19 protein-coding genes are annotated in these 17,455 nt (G+C 63.2%); 9 read left to right on the forward strand and 10 right to left on the reverse strand.

The features are described from left to right. Nucleotides 1-260 precede the first annotated feature (260 nt). The 4 genes from P7A97_RS03330 (at nucleotide 261) to P7A97_RS03345 (ending at nucleotide 4,447) form a co-directional block, all read left to right on the forward strand. Complete coding sequence (locus P7A97_RS03330; protein WP_277688516.1) at nucleotides 261-1,289, forward strand: amino acid ABC transporter substrate-binding protein; 1,029 nt, start codon at nucleotides 261-263, stop codon at nucleotides 1,287-1,289. Nucleotides 1,290-1,386: 97 nt separating this feature from the next. Next, the gene (locus P7A97_RS03335; RefSeq protein WP_277688517.1) at nucleotides 1,387-2,571 is read left to right on the forward strand and encodes an amino acid ABC transporter permease; all 1,185 of its coding nucleotides are present in this window, start codon (nucleotides 1,387-1,389) and stop codon (nucleotides 2,569-2,571) included. A gap of 10 nt (nucleotides 2,572-2,581) precedes the next feature. Next, nucleotides 2,582-3,676, forward strand: a complete 1,095-nt coding sequence (locus tag P7A97_RS03340; RefSeq protein WP_277688518.1) for an amino acid ABC transporter permease — start codon at nucleotides 2,582-2,584, stop codon at nucleotides 3,674-3,676. A 9-nt stretch (nucleotides 3,677-3,685) separates the two neighbouring features. Then, complete coding sequence (locus tag P7A97_RS03345) at nucleotides 3,686-4,447, forward strand: amino acid ABC transporter ATP-binding protein (protein ID WP_277688519.1); 762 nt, start codon at nucleotides 3,686-3,688, stop codon at nucleotides 4,445-4,447. A 161-nt stretch (nucleotides 4,448-4,608) separates the two neighbouring features. Here P7A97_RS03345 and P7A97_RS03350 read toward each other — a convergent pair whose 3' ends face one another. Continuing rightward, entirely contained in the window at nucleotides 4,609-5,559 is a 951-nt protein-coding gene (locus tag P7A97_RS03350; protein WP_277688520.1) for a helix-turn-helix domain-containing protein, read from the reverse strand. A 111-nt stretch (nucleotides 5,560-5,670) separates the two neighbouring features. On the opposite strand from P7A97_RS03350, the gene P7A97_RS03355 reads away from it, so the two are divergent. From P7A97_RS03355 to P7A97_RS03365, 3 genes are all read left to right on the forward strand, one after another. After that, the gene (locus P7A97_RS03355) at nucleotides 5,671-6,141 is read left to right on the forward strand and encodes a nuclear transport factor 2 family protein (protein ID WP_277688521.1); all 471 of its coding nucleotides are present in this window, start codon (nucleotides 5,671-5,673) and stop codon (nucleotides 6,139-6,141) included. Between the two features lie 39 nt (nucleotides 6,142-6,180). After that, nucleotides 6,181-6,480, forward strand: a complete 300-nt coding sequence (locus P7A97_RS03360; RefSeq protein ID WP_277688522.1) for a GIY-YIG nuclease family protein — start codon at nucleotides 6,181-6,183, stop codon at nucleotides 6,478-6,480. A gap of 66 nt (nucleotides 6,481-6,546) precedes the next feature. After that, nucleotides 6,547-7,482, forward strand: coding sequence for a glutathione S-transferase family protein (locus tag P7A97_RS03365; protein WP_277688523.1), 936 nt, complete (start codon nucleotides 6,547-6,549; stop codon nucleotides 7,480-7,482). Between the two features lie 52 nt (nucleotides 7,483-7,534). Here P7A97_RS03365 and P7A97_RS03370 read toward each other — a convergent pair whose 3' ends face one another. The 3 genes from P7A97_RS03370 to P7A97_RS03380 all read right to left on the reverse strand — a co-directional run bounded on the left by P7A97_RS03370 (nucleotide 7,535) and on the right by P7A97_RS03380 (nucleotide 10,754). After that, on the reverse strand, nucleotides 7,535-8,347 hold the full coding sequence (locus P7A97_RS03370; RefSeq protein WP_277688524.1) for a hypothetical protein: 813 nt from the start codon (nucleotides 8,345-8,347) through the stop codon (nucleotides 7,535-7,537). A gap of 5 nt (nucleotides 8,348-8,352) precedes the next feature. Beyond that, nucleotides 8,353-9,360 carry a nucleoid-associated protein YejK gene (gene yejK, locus P7A97_RS03375; RefSeq protein WP_277688525.1) on the reverse strand — a complete coding sequence of 336 codons (1,008 nt, stop codon included), beginning with the start codon at nucleotides 9,358-9,360 and terminating at the stop codon, nucleotides 8,353-8,355. Nucleotides 9,361-9,428: 68 nt separating this feature from the next. After that, a complete protein-coding gene (locus P7A97_RS03380) occupies nucleotides 9,429-10,754 on the reverse strand; it encodes a TAXI family TRAP transporter solute-binding subunit (protein WP_277688526.1) in 1,326 nt (441 codons plus the stop codon). 157 nt (nucleotides 10,755-10,911) lie between these two features. Between P7A97_RS03380 and P7A97_RS03385 the strand changes: the two genes are divergently transcribed. Then, nucleotides 10,912-11,757 carry a lipopolysaccharide kinase InaA family protein gene (locus P7A97_RS03385; protein WP_277688527.1) on the forward strand — a complete coding sequence of 282 codons (846 nt, stop codon included), beginning with the start codon at nucleotides 10,912-10,914 and terminating at the stop codon, nucleotides 11,755-11,757. A gap of 6 nt (nucleotides 11,758-11,763) precedes the next feature. On the opposite strand, the gene yjeH is transcribed toward P7A97_RS03385, so the two are convergent. Next, on the reverse strand, nucleotides 11,764-13,035 hold the full coding sequence (yjeH, locus tag P7A97_RS03390) for an L-methionine/branched-chain amino acid transporter (RefSeq protein WP_277688528.1): 1,272 nt from the start codon (nucleotides 13,033-13,035) through the stop codon (nucleotides 11,764-11,766). Between the two features lie 116 nt (nucleotides 13,036-13,151). On the opposite strand from yjeH, the gene P7A97_RS03395 reads away from it, so the two are divergent. Beyond that, nucleotides 13,152-13,571 (forward strand): Lrp/AsnC family transcriptional regulator, encoded by a 420-nt coding sequence (locus tag P7A97_RS03395; RefSeq protein ID WP_277688529.1) that lies wholly within the window; start codon nucleotides 13,152-13,154, stop codon nucleotides 13,569-13,571. On the opposite strand, the gene P7A97_RS03400 is transcribed toward P7A97_RS03395, so the two are convergent. Genes P7A97_RS03400 through P7A97_RS03420 form a run of 5 tightly spaced genes read right to left on the reverse strand, consistent with a single transcriptional unit; the run spans nucleotide 13,552 to nucleotide 17,318 of the window. Then, nucleotides 13,552-14,430, reverse strand: a complete 879-nt coding sequence (locus P7A97_RS03400) for a phosphotransferase (RefSeq protein WP_277688530.1) — start codon at nucleotides 14,428-14,430, stop codon at nucleotides 13,552-13,554. The two genes, P7A97_RS03395 and P7A97_RS03400, sit on opposite strands and share 20 nt — an antisense overlap. Nucleotides 14,431-14,483: 53 nt before the next feature. Further along, the gene (locus P7A97_RS03405) at nucleotides 14,484-15,083 is read right to left on the reverse strand and encodes a YigZ family protein (RefSeq protein ID WP_277688531.1); all 600 of its coding nucleotides are present in this window, start codon (nucleotides 15,081-15,083) and stop codon (nucleotides 14,484-14,486) included. A 3-nt stretch (nucleotides 15,084-15,086) separates the two neighbouring features. Next, nucleotides 15,087-16,070, reverse strand: coding sequence for a 23S rRNA (adenine(1618)-N(6))-methyltransferase RlmF (gene rlmF / locus P7A97_RS03410; protein ID WP_277688532.1), 984 nt, complete (start codon nucleotides 16,068-16,070; stop codon nucleotides 15,087-15,089). 43 nt (nucleotides 16,071-16,113) lie between these two features. After that, nucleotides 16,114-16,335: a TIGR02450 family Trp-rich protein gene (locus P7A97_RS03415; RefSeq protein WP_277688533.1), complete on the reverse strand. Its 222-nt coding sequence runs from the start codon at nucleotides 16,333-16,335 to the stop codon at nucleotides 16,114-16,116. After that, a complete protein-coding gene (locus P7A97_RS03420; RefSeq protein ID WP_277688534.1) occupies nucleotides 16,332-17,318 on the reverse strand; it encodes an NAD(P)/FAD-dependent oxidoreductase in 987 nt (328 codons plus the stop codon). Before P7A97_RS03420 ends, P7A97_RS03415 begins: the two co-directional genes overlap by 4 nt. Nucleotides 17,319-17,455: the final 137 nt, after the last annotated feature.

The raw sequence follows: 17,455 nt of genomic DNA on the forward strand, positions 1-17,455 counted from the left end.
TGAAAGCTGGTACGGGCCTTGCTGTAGCTACGTTGTCCGGCGGGGGCCGCCTGGAGCGGAAAGCCGGACATCTGCTGGGTCTCAAAGCCGTAAGACCTACGGTGCGGAGTGGGACGTTCGCCGGTCGGTCGATCGGCATCTAGACTCACTTCAGGTTCACTCCCCGGTCGACCCCGTCATGGTGGCGGGATCGAACGTGCCCCACAAGGGTACGGCGGCAGGACCGAGACTCGACCAAACAAGAACACTTGGAGGTTTTGATGAAGATGGTGAAATCCACCCTGGCGGTATTGACCACGGCCGCAGTGCTGGGCGTGAGCGGTTTCGCGCAAGCCGGTGCGACCCTGGATGCGGTGCAGAAGAAAGGCTTCGTGCAGTGCGGTATCAGTGATGGTTTGCCGGGCTTCTCCTACGCCGACGCCAAGGGTAACTACATGGGCATCGACGTGGATGTGTGCCGCGCCGTGGCTGCCGCCGTATTCGGCGATGCCTCCAAGGTCAAGTACAGCCCGCTGACCGCCAAGGAGCGCTTCACCGCGCTGCAGTCCGGCGAAGTCGACATGCTGTCGCGCAACACCACCTGGACCAGCTCGCGTGACGCGGCCATGGGCCTGAACTTCACCGGCGTGACCTACTACGACGGTCAGGGCTTCCTGGTGAACAAGAAGCTCGGCGTATCCAGCGCCAAGGAACTGGACGGTGCCACCGTGTGCATCCAGGCCGGTACCACTACCGAGCTGAACCTGGCCGACTACTTCCGCGCCAATGGCCTGAAGTACACCCCCATCACCTATGACACCTCCGACGAGAGCGCCAAGTCGCTGGAGTCCGGTCGTTGCGACGTGCTGACTTCCGACCAGTCGCAGCTGTACGCCCAGCGCATCAAGCTGGCCGCGCCGGACGACTACGTGGTGCTGCCGGAAGTGATCTCCAAGGAGCCGCTCGGCCCGGCCGTGCGTCAGGGTGATGAAGAGTGGTTCGACATCGTGCGCTGGAGCCTGTACGCCCAGCTCAACGCCGAGGAACTGGGCGTGACTTCCGCCAACGTGGAAGAAATGGCCAAGTCCACCAAGAACCCGGACATCGCTCGTCTGCTGGGTGCCGAAGGCGACTACGGCAAGGACCTGAAGCTGCCGAAGGACTGGGCGGTGAAGATCATCAAGCAAGTCGGCAACTACGGTGAAATCTTCGATCGCAACGTCGGTGCCGGCAGCGAGCTGAAGATCGAGCGTGGCCTCAACGCTCTGTGGAACAAGGGTGGTCTGCAGTACGCACCGCCGGTGCGCTGACCTACCGACCACCGCCCGCTTGGCCGGGCGGTGGCGTTCCTGATTCCATCAACCCCGCGTCGCCGATAAGGGACGCGGGGCTTGCATGAGGGGCATTATGCAAACTCCCGCGAATACATCGCGCCCACGGGGTTCGGTCTGGACCGACCCGCAGGTGCGTGCCTGGTTTTTCCAGATCATCGCCGTCATCGCCGTCGTGGCGCTCGGCTGGTATCTGTTCCACAACACTCAGCACAACCTGGCCCAGCGCGGCATCCTGTCGGGCTTCGGCTTTCTCGACAACAGCGCCGGCTTCGGTATTTCCCAGCACCTGATCGACTACAAGGAGAGCGACAGCTACGGTCGCGTCTTCGTCATTGGCCTGCTCAACACCCTGCTGGTGTCGATCATCGGTATCGTCCTGGCGACCATTCTCGGCTTCATTCTCGGCGTGGCGCGGCTGTCGCCCAACTGGCTGGTCAGCAAGCTGGCTACCATCTATATCGAGACCTTCCGCAACATCCCGCCGCTGCTGCAGATTTTCTTCTGGTACTTCGCCGTGTTCCTGCCTTTGCCCGGTCCGCGGCAGAGCTTGAGCCTGGGCGATATGTTCTTCCTCAGCAACCGCGGTCTGAACATGCCGTCGCCGACCCTGGCTGATGGCTTCTGGCCCTTCCTGATCGCTGTAGTGGTGGCGCTGGCCACGATCTTCTATCTGGCGCGTTGGGCGCGTCAGCGCTTTGAAGCAACCGGGCAGGGCTTTCCCACGCTGATCACCAGTCTGGTGCTGATCGTGGCGCTTCCCGCCCTGGCGATCCTGGTCGCCGGTCAGCCGTTCACCTGGGAAGTGCCGGAACTCAAGGGCTTCAACTACCGTGGTGGCTGGGTAATGATCCCCGAGCTGATGGCGCTGACCCTGGCGCTGACCATCTACACCGCGGCCTTCATCGCCGAGAACGTGCGCTCCGGCATCCAGGCCGTCAGCCACGGCCAGACCGAAGCCGCCCGCTCGCTGGGTTTGCCGGCCGGCAAGACGCTGCGTCTGGTGATTATTCCGCAGGCCCTGCGGGTGATCATCCCGCCGCTGACCAGTCAGTACCTGAACCTGGCGAAGAACTCCTCGCTGGCGGCCGGTATCGGCTACCCGGACATGGTGTCGTTGTTCGCCGGCACTACCCTGAACCAGACCGGGCAGGCCATCGAAACCATCGCTATCACCATGAGCGTGTATCTGGCCATCAGCATCAGCATCTCGATCCTGATGAACTGGTACAACAAGCGCATAGCGCTGGTCGAGCGGTAAGGAGAGGCGCATGCAAGTTCATCAATTCCGTCCCGATCTGCCGCCACCCGCCATGAGCGTGGGCGTGCTCGGCTGGTTGCGCAGCAACCTGTTCTCCAACTGGTTCAACACTCTGCTGACCCTGTTGGCCGCTTACCTGGTCTGGGTCATCGTGCCGCCGTTGTTGCAGTGGGCCATCTTCCAGGCTGACTGGACGGGGACCACCCGTGCGGATTGCACCAGCGATGGCGCCTGCTGGGTGTTCATCAAGGAGCGCTTCGACCAGTTCATGTATGGCTTCTATCCCCATGAACTGCGCTGGCGGGTCGACCTGACCGTGTGGCTGGCGGTGATCGGTGCGGCGCCGCTGTTCGTGCCGATGATGCCGCGCAAGGCTGTTTACGGCATCGGCTTCCTGATCGTCTATCCGCTGCTGGCCTTCTGGCTGCTGCACGGCGGTATGGGCCTGGAGACCGTGCCGACCAGCCGCTGGGGTGGCCTGATGCTGACCCTGGTGATTGCTGCCGTCGGTATCGCCGGGGCGCTGCCACTGGGCATCCTGCTGGCACTGGGGCGACGCTCCGAGATGCCGGCGATCCGCGTTATCTGCGTGACGTTCATCGAGTTCTGGCGTGGTGTGCCGCTGATCACCGTGCTGTTCATGTCCTCGGTGATGCTGCCGTTGTTCCTGCCCGAGGGCATGCACTTCGACAAGCTGCTGCGTGCGCTGATCGGGGTGATCCTGTTCCAGTCCGCCTACATTGCCGAAGTGGTGCGCGGCGGCCTGCAGGCGATCCCGAAAGGGCAGTACGAAGCCGCAGCGGCGATGGGCCTGGGGTACTGGCGGATGATGGGCCTGGTGATCCTGCCGCAGGCGCTCAAGCTGGTGATTCCGGGTATCGTCAACACCTTCATTGCCCTGTTCAAGGACACCAGCCTGGTGATCATCATCGGTCTGTTCGATCTGCTCAACAGCATCAAGCAAGCCACCACCGATCCGGCCTGGCTGGGTATGGCCACCGAGGGTTACGTGTTTGCCTCCCTGGTGTTCTGGATCTTCTGTTTCGGCATGTCCCGCTATTCCATGCGCCTGGAGCGCAAGCTGGACACCGGCCACAAGCGTTAGGAGTGACTCATGACTGAAGCAAGCAAGCAGACCAGCGCTGAGCCGATCATTCAGCTGCAAGGCGTGAACAAGTGGTACGGCCAGTTCCATGTGCTCAAGGACATCAACCTCAATGTGCAGCAGGGCGAGCGCATCGTGCTGTGCGGCCCGTCCGGGTCGGGCAAGTCCACCACCATCCGTTGCATCAACCGCCTGGAAGAGCACCAGCAGGGGCGCATCGTGGTTGATGGCACCGAGCTGACCCACGACCTCAAGCACATCGAGGCGGTGCGCAGCGAAGTGGGCATGGTGTTCCAGCACTTCAACCTGTTCCCGCACCTCACCGTGTTACAGAACTGCACCCTGGCGCCGATGTGGGTGCGCAAGATGCCCAAGCGCAAGGCCGAGGAAATCGCCATGCACTTCCTCGAACGCGTGCGCATTCCTGAGCAGGCGCACAAGTACCCGGGGCAACTCTCCGGCGGTCAGCAGCAGCGCGTGGCGATTGCCCGTGCGCTGTGCATGAAGCCGAAGATCATGCTGTTTGACGAGCCGACCTCAGCCCTCGACCCGGAAATGGTCAAGGAAGTGCTGGACACCATGATTGGCCTGGCCGAAGACGGCATGACCATGCTCTGCGTGACCCACGAGATGGGCTTCGCCCGCACCGTGGCCAACCGGGTGATCTTCATGGACCGTGGCGAGGTCGTCGAACAGAACGAGCCCAATGCGTTCTTCGACAGCCCGCAGAACGAGCGGACCAAGTTGTTCCTCGGGCAGATCCTGCACTGAGGTCTGTGCTGTGTGAAAAAAAGGAGCCTTCTGGCTCCTTTTTCTTTTTTGGATGAAGTCAGTGCGTGCAGGAGGTTTTGTGGGAGCGGCTTTAGCCGCGATGCTTTTGTGTGCCCTAGCGGCTAAAGCCGCTCCCACCGGCACTCATGTGCTGGCGGGGATCAGCTCTGCTGCCTCAAGCGCTTGCGAAAAGCCCCTGGCGTCTCGCCGCAGAGCTGCTTGAAGCGCTTGGCGAAGCTGGCCCGGTCGGCATAGCCCACCTGCTCAGCCACCTGTTCCAGCGAGCAGGCTGGGTTGCGCAGTGCCTGCTGGGCGGCGCTGATGCGCAGGCGCTGCAGGTAGTCATTGGGCGTCAGGCCGGTCGCCGTGCGGAAGCGGCGCAGCAGGGTGCGGGGTGAGCAGTGGGCGCGCTCGGCCAGGCTGGGCAGGTCGATGGCTTCGGCATGATGCTGGCGCATCCAGCGCAGCAGAGCAGCCATCTGCGGATCGTCCAGGCCCTGGCTTGGCAGCAGCGGGGTGAAACGGGACTGCTTGCCGCGTTCGCGCTCAATCACCAGGGTGCCGGCCACCTGCTCCGCCAGCCAGTCGCCGGCGTAGCGGGCGATCAGGTGCAGGCACAGGTCGAGACCGGCCTGGGCGCCGCCCGAGCAAAAGCGGTTGTTGTCCTCGGTGAACAGCTGATCGATCTGCAGGCGCACGTTCGGGAAGCGCTGGCGGAAGCTGTTGGCCAGACGCCAGTGCGTGGTGGCCCGACGCTCGTCGAGCTGGCCCGAGGCGGCCAGCAGGCAGGCGCTGCTGCACAGGCTGGCCAGCGCCTGCTCGGATGGGCGCTCGCGCAGCCAGTCGAGCAGGACTGTGTTGTTGTCGAGCGTCTGCTGCAGGGCGCTGCCGGTGGCCGGAATCAGCAGCAGGTCGGCCGAGTCGGCCAGGCTCATATCTCCCTGTACACGCAGCTCGGCAATGCCCAGCTCCACGGCCTGCCCATCGGCGCTGATGCGCTGCACCTCGAACAGCGTCTGGCCGGCAAGCTGGTTGGCCAGCTGCAGGGCATCCAGTGCCATGCTCAGGCTGGAGAGCACGGTTTGCGGGCAAATGTAGAGGGCGACTCGCATGGGCTGACGCTCGGAAAGGATTTGGCGATTATTGACATAAAGTAGTCATTATCGCCAATCGAGCTGTGCGCCAACACCGACGATACTCACTCCACTGCTAAGGAGGCTCCCATGACCCATGCCAATGCCGAACTGATCGACCGCTTCTACCAGGCTTTCCAGCGCCAGGATGCCGAGGCCATGGCCGCCTGCTATGCCGCAGATGTGGCGTTTTCCGATCCGGTGTTCCGCGGCCTCAAGGGGCGTGATGCCGGCGATATGTGGCGCATGCTCTGTGCTCGGGCCAAGCAGTTCTCGCTGACTTACGAGGTGCTGGAGGCGGACGAGCAGCAGGGCCGCGCCCGTTGGGTGGCGACCTATCTGTTCAGCCAGACCGGGAATATGGTGGAGAACCATATCGAGGCCCGCTTCCGTTTTGCCGACGGCAAGATCATCGAGCACCGAGACTATTTCGACCTGTGGCGCTGGTCGCGCCAGGCGCTGGGCACCAAGGGCCTGCTGATGGGCTGGCTGGCGCCGGTACAGAATGCCATCCGCAAGCAGGCGATGGCCGGGCTGCGTGCCTGGCAAGCCGACCGCTGAGTGGCGTAAGCTCGTCGGCCCGCATCCAGCCGTCGAGCCATGACCGATACCCCTCCCGCCAAGCCCTGGTTCGTATACCTGGTGCGTGCCGCCAACGGCGCCCTGTATTGCGGTATTAGCGACGACCCGCAGCGGCGCTTCGAGCAGCATCGCAGTGGCAAGGGCGCGCGTTTTTTCTTTTCCAGCCCTGCACAGGCGCTGGTGTACACCGAGCGTTGTCCGGACAAGCGTGCCGCACTGCGCCGCGAGCGGGCGATCAAGGCACTGCCCAAGGCGGCCAAGGAGCACCTGGTCGCTGCGGCGACCATGGTGGAAACTGATAGCCCACTATCAGTCTGAGCGGGTAGGCTGCTGCCCTGCCCAAGGGTAAGCTGCCCTTCCACTGCCACCGCTGCGGAGTTTGTTATGCACGAGTTGATCCTGCACCACTACCCGACCTCACCCTTCGCCGAGAAGGCCCGTCTGCTGCTGGGCTTCAAGCAGCTGTCCTGGCGCTCGGTGATGATTCCGCCGGTCATGCCCAAGCCGGATCTGACCGCGCTCACCGGTGGCTATCGCAAGACGCCGGTGTTGCAGATCGGTGCCGATATCTATTGCGACACTGCTCTGATTGCCCGTCGCCTGGAAGCCGAGAAGGCTGTGCCGGCCTTGTTTCCGGAAGGTCAGGAGTTTGTCGTCGCCAGCTTCGCCCAGTGGGTCGACTCGGTGGTGTTCCAGCATGCCGTGAGCCTGGTGTTCCAGCCGGAGTCGGTGGCGCTGCGTTTCGCCAAGCTGCCCCCGGAGGCGGTCAAGGCCTTCGTTGCCGACCGTGCCGGATTGTTCAGTGGGGGCACCGCGACGCGTATTCCGGCCGAAGTGGCCAAGCACAACTGGCCGAGCATCATGGCCCGGGTCGAGCAGCAGCTGGCGCGCGAGGAGGGCGATTTTCTGTTCGGCGAGCCTTCGGTGGCGGATTTCTCCCTGGCGCACTGCCTGTGGTTCCTCAAGGGCACCCCGGTGACCGCGCCGCTGGTCGATGCCTATCCCAACGTCAGTGCCTGGCTGGGCCGTGTGCTGGGCTTCGGCCATGGCGCCGTCAGCGAGTTGAGCGCCGGTGAGGCCATCGAGATTGCCCGTGCGGCGACGCCGGCGGCGCTGCCGGATGAACAGTTCGTCGAGCCCAACGGCTTCCAGGCCGGTCAGCGGGTGAAGATCGCCGCCACCGACTACGGCGTCGATCCGGTGGAGGGCGAGCTGCTGTTCGCCGGTGCCGAGGAGCTGATCCTGCGCCGCGAGGACGAGCGCGCCGGCGTGGTGCACGTGCACTTCCCGCGTCTGGGGTTCTGCATCACCGCCCTGTGAATGTTGCAGGCATGAAAACGCCCGGCTGAGCCGGGCGTTTTCGTTTGCGCGGTCAGTCGTGCAGGTCTGCCCTGGCGAAGGGCGGCACGACCTCAGGCCAGTTCAATTCCAGGCGCTCTAGGGTGCGAGCAAGCAGGCTTGCCACCAGCCAGTCGCGTAACCAGCGATGTTCTGCGGGGATCACGTACCAGGGCGCCTGCGGCGTGTGAGTGGCGGCCAGCACTGCGCTCCAGCGTGACTGGCGCAGGTCGAATTCACGGTGTGCCTGCAGGTCGCTGGCCTGCAGCTTCCAGCGTTTCTCCGGACGCTCCAGGCGGCTCAGCAGACGCTGCTGCTGTTTTGCCCGGGAAATATGCAGGTAGCACTTCAAGGGGTGCAGGTTTTGCGCTGGCCATTGGGCTTCGAAGGCCAGCAGCGCGGTGGTGCGTGCTGGTAGCTCCTCGGCGCTGCACAGGCCATCCAGCGGGTCGCTGATCAGGCCTTCGTAGTGGCTGCGGTTGAATACGCCGAGCAGACCGGGTTGCGGCAGAGCACGTCGGTAGCGCCAGAGAAAGTGATGGCGCCGGGCACAGGCATCGGGGGCCTGAAAGGCATGCAGGGCAACACCCTGTGGGTCGAAGGCGCTGACCACCCGGCGGATCAGGCTGTCCTTGCCGGAGCAGTCCGGCCCCTGCAAGAGCAGGAGCAGCGCATCTTTGCGATTGGCCCAGAGCATGCGCTGGCGCTCATTGAGCCAGGGTCGCAGCTCGGCCAGCGCCTGCTGGGCCTGAGCCTTGTCCAGGCCGAAATCCTGCGCCGGATCAGCTGCCAGCGGCGCCTGCACATCGCACTGGCAGGCGTCGAGGATGGCATCGGCCAGGCGCACGCAGGTCAGTCCTTGCGGCGCTTGAGCTGGTCTTTGAGCTGGGTCGGCAACTGGCGAATGATCAGCATGTCGCGCGCCTCGTCGTACTCGATGGCCGAGCCCAGCAGGTGTGACTCGAAGCTGATCGACAGGCCCTCGGCGCGCCCGGTGAAACGGCGGAACTGGTTGAGGGTGCGCTTGTCCGCCGGAAATTCCGGGGCCATGCCGTAGTCCTTGTTGCGGATGTGCTCGTAGAAGGCGCGCGGACGCTCCTCGTCGATCAGCCCGGACAGTTCGTCCAGGGTAATCGGCTCACCGAGCTTGGCCTGGCTGGTCGCATAGTCGACCAGCGTGTCGGTCTTGGCCCGCGCCTGCTCCTCGGGCAGATCTTCGCTCTCGACGAAGTCGCTGAAAGCCTTGAGCAGGGTGCGGGTTTCGCTCGGCGCATCCACACCCTCCTGGCAGCCGATGAAGTCGCGGAAATAGTCCGAGACCTTCTTGCCGTTCTTGCCCTTGATAAAGGAGATGTACTGCTTGGACTGCTTGTTGTTTTGCCACTCGCTGATGTTGATGCGCGCGGCCAGGTGCAGCTGACCCAGGTCCAGATGCTTGGCCGGCGCGACATCCAGTGCGTCGGTCACTGCCACACCTTCGTTGTGGTGGAGCAGAGCGATGGCCAGGTAGTCGGTCATGCCTTGCTGGTAGTGGGCGAACAAGACGTGGCCGCCGGTGGAGAGGTTGGACTCCTCCATCAGCTTCTGCAGTTGTTCCACGGCTTGGCGGCTGAAGGCGGTGAAGTCCTGCTCGCCCTCAAGGTAGGCCTTCAGCCAGCCGCTGAACGGATAGGCACCGGACTCTTCGTGGAACAGGCCCCAGGCTTTGCCCTGCTTGGCGTTGTAGCTCTCGTTGAGGTCGGCCAGCAGGTTTTCCATGGCCTGCGAGGCGCTCAGTTCGGACTCTCGGGCATGCAGCACAGCGGGGCTGCCATCGGGCTTCTTGTCGATCAGGTGGACGATGCAATGACGGATCGGCATGGATGGCTCTCGCTGGTGTTCGGACGCAGGGCGCAGAGTTTACCTGAGTCGGCCTGAGCGAGGCTTTTTCATGCACTGATGCTGCGGCGCTGCTGTACCGCATGCAGGCGCTCGATCATGTAGCGCAGGTGCATGTGCAGCTCGTACAGTTCGTTGGAGTAGGACAGCGGCACCTCGACCCTGGCCAGCTCGTCTTCGAGCTTTTCCAGACGCTCGATCTCGGCACTGATGTCGCCTTCCAGTTTGCCGCTATACAGCTGCTGGTCGATTTCGCGCAGGTGCTTGTACCAGCGATATATACGCGCGCGAATGCGCCACTGGTAGATCGGGCCGATGGCCTTGAACAGCGGGAACAGCAGGATCACCAGCGGAATGGCGAGGATGATGTAGCGGTCGGCCAGCGAGGCGATGCGGAACGGCAGGTAGCGCTGCAGTATCGGCAGGCCCTTGGCGTAGTAGTACTCGGCTTCGTCGAGGATCGGCAGCGAGAGCGGTGGTCTGGTCGGGTAGCTGCCGGCCGGGTCCAGCAGGCTGCCGTTCTTCAGTACCGTTCGGGCTGCTTCGAGAATCAGCGGGGTGAGTGAGGGATGGAAGCCTTCACCGGCGACCAGTGTCGCCACCGGACCGAGGGTGGCGATGTTCCGGTCTGGCACGTTGTGGCCCAGGTCCAGCATGCCCTCGCCGACCTCTACCCGGCTCAGGTAGGGCAGGCGCGCCAGGTAGGCATCAATACGGCGCAGACCGACCAGGTGCACCTTGGGTTCGCCAGCCAGCCGCTGGATTAGCGGATTTTCCGCCGGGCCGACGAAGAAGGCAGCATCCAGCTTGCCGTCAATCAGCGCTTCGGCTGCAGGCGTGCCGCCGATGGCTTGCCACTGTGGTGGATAACGGTCCGGTGCAATGCGGTTGGCCTGCAATAGCGCCGCGGTGATTGCCTGCGTGCCACTGCCTTCCGAGCCGATAGCCAGGCGCAGCTTGAGCAGGTCGGCCAGACGCTCGAACCGTACCTCTTCGCCAAGGAACAGCCACAGCGGCTCGCGATACATCACCCCCAGCCCTGAAATCTTCTCGCGCTGCGTGTCGCTCAGGCTCAATTCCTGGCCGCTCTGTACCAGCGCCAGTTGCACTTCGCCGCTATCCAGCTTGGCCAGGTTGTCCTGCGAGCCGCGGCTCTGCACCAGCTCCAACTCGAAACCCTGTTGGGCCAGTTCATCGCGCAGGCGCTCGGCGAAACTGTGGTAGCCGCCACCCAAGGCGCCGGTGGCCATGCGTGCATGCATGGGCGGTGGCGGGGCAACGAAATAGAACAGCGCACCGACCAGGCCGGCGATCACCGGCACCAGCCACAGGTTGGCGAGGATGAGGATTTTCAGGTCGCGGAGAATGCGGCGCATGGGCTGTCCTTAGGTGAGGCTTGGGCGACAGCATAGCTGGAGTGACTCTGGATGTTTGTGTCGCGGGAAAGATACAAATGTGAAACTTTCGTGAAAAATGGGTTGATTCGGTGATGGCTCATGGCTACCTTGCCGGCCTGAAAAGCAAGGAGCGGCTATGCGTTATCTAGGCACATATAAAAGGATGTTCAAGCATGAAGCTCGTCTGCAGGATTTGACCCTGCATGTGCGGGATCATGATTATGCAGAAGTGCTGTCCCCGATCTCCGAGTTGCTGGGGCGACGTGGTCATGAGCCGCTGCGCGGAAGTCTGACGCGTTGCCTGGACACTTCCCGCTCTCGACTCTTCGTCAAAACCGAGAAGATCGATACCTTCCCTTCACGCATGCGCGCTACCCTTGGGTTGCAACGTTCCGAGGGTGGCTATACCTGGCTAGTCGAAGAGTTGCGCAATTCTGTTGAGGCTTTTCGCCGTGGCGCGCCAGTTCCCCAAGTGGCCGGTTTTGGCTATCAGCGGCGCGGCCGCCGCCTGGTGCGAGAGTTTTTCCTGGTCAGTGAAATGCTCGAAGGCCATGTCAACGGCATGGAGTGGATACAACGACCAGGTATCGATATCGAATCATTCCTGCAGCGCTGCTTTTCCCTGTTCAAGCATCTGCATGATCGGGAAATCTTCCATCTCGACCTGTGGCTGGCCAATATCATGGTCGACCCGACCAACCCCGACCAACTGCGCGTTGTCGATCTGGAAAATTGCCATATTGGTGCTGCTCCGCGTTATGCGGAGACACTGGGCTTTCAATTCGGCTTTTTCTATTTCCGCTTTGTTCGGGAGTACATCACTGAAGCTCGTTATGACGAACTGGTCAGTACAGCCCTGCAGGCCTACGGTGATATCGACCGCGAGTGTTTTGCCCGTATCTATGAGTTGGCCAAGCGCAAACCAACGTGCCGCAAAAAACGCCGGCTTCTGATCGCTCAGGGCAAACTGGCAACCAAGTAATAGCGGTCAGGTGCGTTGAGTTGCTATGTGTCGGCCGAGCTGTCGGCGGCCGAAGCCGAGGCAGGCAAACAGGGCCAGTAGTCCCAACGCATACAGCGCATCGGTACCCAGCGCGGCCAGTACCAGCAGGCAGAGCAGGGTGCTGAAGCCGGCGACCCAGCGCCAGATGCCCTGGAGCAGGGTGACGCCGGCAGCCATGCTGAGCAGGTAGACCAGGATAAAGTTGCCGTTGGCGTAGCGGATCAGGTCGTCCACCGACAGCTGCAGCCAGCTTGCCAGCGCCGCACACAGAGCGCAGATAGTCACCACCAGCAGCAATGCTCTGGCCGGGACGCCATAATGGTTGCGTTCGGCCAGTGGTGCCGGCAGCTTGCCCTCGTCGGCCAGGCTCCAGATCAGCCGGGCGAAGCCCTGCACATAGACGTTCATCGAGGCGAAGCAAGCCAGGTAGCCGACCAGTGCCACCAGCCAGCGTGCCTCATCGCCGAGCAGCAGGTGCATCAGCCGCGGCAGCGAGGCGGCGTCGCTGTGCACGTCGCCGTAGACGCCGTAGCTCAGCACTGCGACCGAGAAGGCCCAGTACACCAGGCCGGCCAGCAGCACGCCGAGCAGCAGGGCCAGGGGAAAGTCGCGCTGCGGGTGCTTGAACTCTTCGCCCAGGTGGGTGAAAGCCTCGATGCCGACGAAGCACCAGAACATCACCCCCAGCGCCGCCGGCATCAGCGCCCAGGCATCGGCGTCGATGATGGGCAGCAACGGCTGGCTGGCGCGAGGTAGATCGCCCACCCACCAGACCAGCGCCACGGTGCCGAGGATGGCCATGGCAATCAGCCCCTGCACCAGACCCGAGGCCCTGGCCGGGCGCTGGCCGAGCAGGAGCATGGCGCCGAGGGTGAGCAACTGGATCAGCAGCGCCTCGACCTTGCCGATGGGCAGTACGGCTTGCCAGAAGCCGGTAGCGATATTCAGCGCCGCCGGCAGGCCCACCGGCAACACGGCGAGGAATAGAAAGGCGATCAGCCGCTCCATGCGTGCGCCGAAGGCGCGGCCGATCAGGTGTGGCGCGCCGCCGGCATGGGGATAACGCTTGCCCAGTTGGGCGAAGGTGAAAGCCACCGGCAGCACCAGCACGATGAGGATCAGCCAGGCCCACAGCGAAGCGCTGCCGGCAGCTGTGGCGGCCAGTGCCGGCACGACGAAGATGCCGGTGCCCAGCAGCGAGGTGCTGAGCAGGGCGATGCCTTGCACCAGGCCCAGTTCCTTGTTCAGGCGGCTCATGAGGTATGCTCGTTCCTTCCTTTCGATCCCGCCATGTTATGCCGCTCCTGAGCGGCAGGTTGCCGCCGATTGCCGGCGAAGTGGCGGATTCCACCGCCAAACTGCCGAGAGCTCCTGTGGACAAGTTCGATCGCCAGATCCTCGCCCTGTTGCGTGCCGATGCGCGCACCTCCGTCAGCCAGATTTCCCGCGAGGTCAGCCTGTCGCGTTCGGCGGTGGCCGAGCGTATCCGCCAGCTGGAGGAGAGCAGGGTGATCCAGGGCTATCACGCCAGCGTGGCCGATCCGGCTCTGCCGTCGATAAAGGCGTTCCTGGAACTTTTCTACAAGGACAGCCGCTGCCAGGACTACGTCGAGCGTATGCGTGCCTTTCCCGAGATCCGCCAATGCTGTGGCATCAGCGGTGAGACCGACATGCTGGTGCAGGTGGAGACGACCAGCATGGCGCGCCTGGCCGAGATTCGCGGCGAGATCGAAAGCTACCCCGGCATGCAGCGGGTGAAGACGCATATGGTGGTCAAGGAGTGGTCGATGTAGCCGATTCGCGCAGAAATGCTTCCTGCGCCCGCTGGCTGGTCAGGATCGCGTAGCGAGTGCGCCGCGAAACCTTATGGTCGCGAAAACGTAGATAAATTGTCGAGAAGGTTCGTTGATCAAGCTGCGGGTGAGCCGTCTGCAGATAGTCGCGACTGACTGCGTCATAACGTTCCTTGGCCAGAAAACGTTGGAACCAGTAGCGGTAGAAGTAGCCGTGCAGGAAACCGAGGGTGAAATCCCGGTTGAACACCTGATGGGCGCAGCATTCGAAGTCGATCAGGCGCAATGGCCCATCCGGTGCGATGAGAATGTTCTTTGGGTGAGGGTCCATGTGGCAGAACCCCTGGTCGAGCATGTGGCTGAACAGGGTAAAGATTTGCTCCAGCAGCTGTTCGGCCTGTTCCGGGGCCTGTTTCAAACGGATATCCACATCCGTGTGATCGGCGAAGAAACGAACCAGCAGGTACTCGTCCTGGAGTCGGTAGCCGTGAAGGGCTCGGTAGCCATAGGCGCCGACTTCAGGGGTGAGCTCGCTGGCGCTGATGCGCCGCAGATTGATCATCTCGTTCGTCAGATCATGCAGCCCATAGCTCTTTTTCCAGCCCCAGAAGTTGGCCAGCTGTTTTTTCCAACTGGTTAGCCGATTGAATTTCAGCACCCACTGGTGCTGGTCGCCTTGCAGCAGGTAGACGCCACGGTTTTCCTCCGGCTTGTCCAGCGTTGTCCGTGCATGGGGTTGGGCAAAAAAACGCTCCAACACGCTCTGGATCTCCAGTCGGTACTGGGGATCTATGAGAAAGCGGTTAGCCCCCAGAGGCTGGTGTATGAAACCGCGGGTAAAAGGCCTGAGATGGTGCATATGACTCGTCCTTGGTCAGGAGATATCCGGAAGGTATTGGTGCAATCGGAAGCTCAGGTATTGGCGTGATCGAGCCGCTCAAGGTGAATGCGGCCACGGCCTAGGTCGCCCAAGTGGCATTTCGCCTGTTCGAATGTCGTTGCGGGTAGGGCCAGAAGCAGCCAGGCCCCTAGTGCGTCGAATGTCTCCCTTTCAAGCATGGCCTGCCAGTCACCCAGCCGCGCCTTCACTCGCGCCAGTTCGGCAAAGGGCACATGGCAGCGGGCCTGGATGCGCTCGATCAGTTCGACCCGCGAGCCGCCCTGCAGACACTTGGCGGCGCTGCCGCCGTAGGCGCGGGCCAGGCCGCCTGTGCCGAGCTGGATGCCGCCGTACCAGCGGATGACCAGTACTACCACCCGGTCACAATCCTGGCCCTCGATGGCGGCGAGTATCGGCCGCCCGGCGGTGCCGCCGGGTTCGCCGTCGTCATTGAAACGGTACTGGTTGCCGCACCTGAAGGCCCAGCAGTTATGCGAGGCGCTGTGGTCACTGTGCTGCTCGATAAAGGCCAGTGCCTGCTCCGCCGATTCGACGGGGGCGGCGAGTGCGAGGAAGCGGCTCTTGCGGATTTCCTCGTGGTAGGCGCAGGGCGTTTGCAGGGTGAAGGGCATAGCTCAGTCTTGTGCCCTGCTCTGCAGCCAGGCGCTGCGCTGCTCCGGGCTGTGGAAGGTCCAGGCGACGAAGCGGCTCTGTTTGTTGCCCTGGGCCATGTCGATGCAGCGGACTTCCAGCGCGTCGGCTTTCTTCAGCAGCTTTTCGGCGTGGGCCACATTGCTCACCTTGGATACCAGGCTGCTGAACCACAGCACCTGGTCGGCGACCTGCGCACTTTCCGCGATCATGCGTTTGAGAAAACTGGCCTCGCCGCCGGTACACCACAGCTCGGCGCTTTGCCCGCCGAAGTTGAGCTCCGGTAGCTTGCGCTGCGGGTCGAGTTTGCCGAGGCTCTTCCATTTGCGCCGGCTGCCGCTGGCGGCTTCCTCGGCGCTGGCGTGGAAGGGGGGGTTGCACAGGGTCAGTTCGAAACGCTCGTCTGCCTGCAGCAGGCCCTTGAAGATCTGTCCGCGCTGCTGTTGCTGGCGCAGTTCGATGGCCTCAGCCAGGTCATTGCGGCGGACGATCTCGCCGGCCGATTTCAGGGCTGGCGGGTCGATGTCCGAGCCGAGGAAGCGCCAGCCATAGTCGCCATGGCCAAGCAGCGGATAGATGCAGCTGGCGCCGGTGCCGATATCCAGGGCGCGGATGTATGGGCCTCGCGGAATCCTGCCGCCATGGTCGCTCGCCAGCAGATCGGCCAGACCGTGCACGTAGTCGGCGCGCCCGGGAATCGGTGGGCACAGATAGCCAGCCGGTATTTCCCAGTAGCCAATGCCGTACAGCTGGCGCAGCAGGGCGCGATTGAGTCCCCGTACCGCCTCGGGATCGGCGAAGTCGATGCTCGGCTTGCCGTATGGATTGGTGATAACGAAGCGGCCCAGCTCAGGGTTTTTCTCGATCAACCGAGGGAAGTCGTATTGGCCCTGATGGCGGTTGCGTGGGTGCAACTGGCCCTTGGCGATGGCTTTGGGCTGGCGCGGCGGATGAGCTTTCTCGGACATGCTGGAGGGTTCGCTGAGCGGGGAGGGCATTGTCCCACAGACGTCACTTCCAGCCCATCAGCCAACGCTCGTCGTCCTGCAGGGCGCGCCAGTCGAGGCGTTCAGTGCGCTGGGTGAGGACGGCCTGCAATTCCACCTGCAGTACCGTGCCTTCCTCATCGCAATGCAGCTCGGTGACCAGAAAGTGCTTCTCGCGGTTGCGCGGCTGGCGCGCCGTCCATTTCGACAGCAGCAGCTTGCTGGGATTGAGGCGCTGTGGGGTCACTGGCGGTGCTCCAACAGGCGCCGAGCCACTTCCTGGCCACTCAGCCAGGCGCCTTCGACCCGTCCGGACAGGCACCAGTCACCGCAGGCGTACAGGCCCAGGTCGGCATCGGCCAGGGCGCCCCATTCGTGATTGCCGGCCGGGCGAGCATAGAGCCAGCGGTGCGCCAGACTGAAGCTCGGTGCCGGCAGGCAGCAGCCGATCAGTTCGGCGAAGGCGCCGTGCAGCTGCTCGATGATGGCTTCCTTGGGCAGGTCCAGGTGCTGGCGGCTCCACTCGCTGGAGGCGTGCAGCACCCAGGTGTCGTAGTGGCTGTCGCGCCCTGGCTTGCTGCGGTTGCGCGCTAGCCAGTCGAGGGCGCTGCCGCGCACGAAGCTGGCTTCCACTGGAGTGTCCAGCGGGCTGTCGAAGGCCAGGGCAACGGCCCAGGTCGGGTTCATGATCACGCTGGCGGCGGTGCCTGCGAGCTTGGGAGCGGCGCTGAGCAGGCCGCTGGCCTGTGGCGCGGGCGTCGCGACGATCACGGCGCTGAAGGGGCCGTGGCTCTGGCCTTCGGCATCCTGCAACTGCCAGTTCTGTTCGCCGCGGAAGACCTCGGTGATGCGGCAACTGAAATGTACCGGCAGAGCGCCAAGCAGGGCGCGGCTTATGGCGCTCATGCGCGGCGTGCCGACCCAGCGCAGTTGCTCATCAGGTGAGTGATGCAGGCCGTGCTCATCGAGCTGGTAGAGCTGCGGGTCCCACTCGGCCACCCAGCCGCGTGCCTGCCACTGCTGCACCACTTCGACGAAGCGGCGGTCGCGTGCGGTGAAGTACTGGGCGCCCAGATCCAGCGAGCCAGCGTCACTGCGCTTGCTGGCCATGCGTCCGCCACTGCCCCGGCTCTTGTCGAACAGTTGGACTTCCATGCCGGCTGCATGCAGGGCTTGCGCGGCGGAAAGGCCCGCCAGGCCGGTGCCGATGATGGCGATGGGTGCTGTCATGGTCTACCTCGTTTCCTTTACATCAGGCGACGTTCCAGGCATTAATTGTACATGTTATTTGATTTGTACAATTATTGTGAATCAATGGTCAGCCCTTTTACTCAGTGCGACGTTAGCGCTGTCGGGCCAGGACACGT

This window comes from Pseudomonas sp. GOM6 (assembly GCF_029537485.1).
In the GTDB taxonomy this organism is placed as follows: domain Bacteria; phylum Pseudomonadota; class Gammaproteobacteria; order Pseudomonadales; family Pseudomonadaceae; genus Aquipseudomonas.

What these genes read in the sequence shown, in the direction of transcription:
- P7A97_RS03340 (WP_277688518.1), top strand. Translation starts at nt 2,582, where the DNA reads ATGCAAGTTCATCAATTCCGTCCCGATCTGCCGCCACCCGCCATGAGC.
- P7A97_RS03360 (WP_277688522.1), top strand. Translation starts at nt 6,181, where the DNA reads ATGACCGATACCCCTCCCGCCAAGCCCTGGTTCGTATACCTGGTGCGT.
- P7A97_RS03355 (WP_277688521.1), top strand. Translation starts at nt 5,671, where the DNA reads ATGACCCATGCCAATGCCGAACTGATCGACCGCTTCTACCAGGCTTTC.
- yejK (WP_277688525.1), bottom strand. Translation starts at nt 9,360, where the DNA reads ATGCCGATCCGTCATTGCATCGTCCACCTGATCGACAAGAAGCCCGAT.
- P7A97_RS03380 (WP_277688526.1), bottom strand. Translation starts at nt 10,754, where the DNA reads ATGCGCCGCATTCTCCGCGACCTGAAAATCCTCATCCTCGCCAACCTG.
- rlmF (WP_277688532.1), bottom strand. Translation starts at nt 16,070, where the DNA reads ATGTCCGAGAAAGCTCATCCGCCGCGCCAGCCCAAAGCCATCGCCAAG.
- P7A97_RS03350 (WP_277688520.1), bottom strand. Translation starts at nt 5,559, where the DNA reads ATGCGAGTCGCCCTCTACATTTGCCCGCAAACCGTGCTCTCCAGCCTG.
- P7A97_RS03385 (WP_277688527.1), top strand. Translation starts at nt 10,912, where the DNA reads ATGCGTTATCTAGGCACATATAAAAGGATGTTCAAGCATGAAGCTCGT.
- P7A97_RS03405 (WP_277688531.1), bottom strand. Translation starts at nt 15,083, where the DNA reads ATGCCCTTCACCCTGCAAACGCCCTGCGCCTACCACGAGGAAATCCGC.
- P7A97_RS03345 (WP_277688519.1), top strand. Translation starts at nt 3,686, where the DNA reads ATGACTGAAGCAAGCAAGCAGACCAGCGCTGAGCCGATCATTCAGCTG.
- yjeH (WP_277688528.1), bottom strand. Translation starts at nt 13,035, where the DNA reads ATGAGCCGCCTGAACAAGGAACTGGGCCTGGTGCAAGGCATCGCCCTG.
- P7A97_RS03400 (WP_277688530.1), bottom strand. Translation starts at nt 14,430, where the DNA reads ATGCACCATCTCAGGCCTTTTACCCGCGGTTTCATACACCAGCCTCTG.
- P7A97_RS03330 (WP_277688516.1), top strand. Translation starts at nt 261, where the DNA reads ATGAAGATGGTGAAATCCACCCTGGCGGTATTGACCACGGCCGCAGTG.
- P7A97_RS03335 (WP_277688517.1), top strand. Translation starts at nt 1,387, where the DNA reads ATGCAAACTCCCGCGAATACATCGCGCCCACGGGGTTCGGTCTGGACC.
- P7A97_RS03420 (WP_277688534.1), bottom strand. Translation starts at nt 17,318, where the DNA reads ATGACAGCACCCATCGCCATCATCGGCACCGGCCTGGCGGGCCTTTCC.
- P7A97_RS03365 (WP_277688523.1), top strand. Translation starts at nt 6,547, where the DNA reads ATGCACGAGTTGATCCTGCACCACTACCCGACCTCACCCTTCGCCGAG.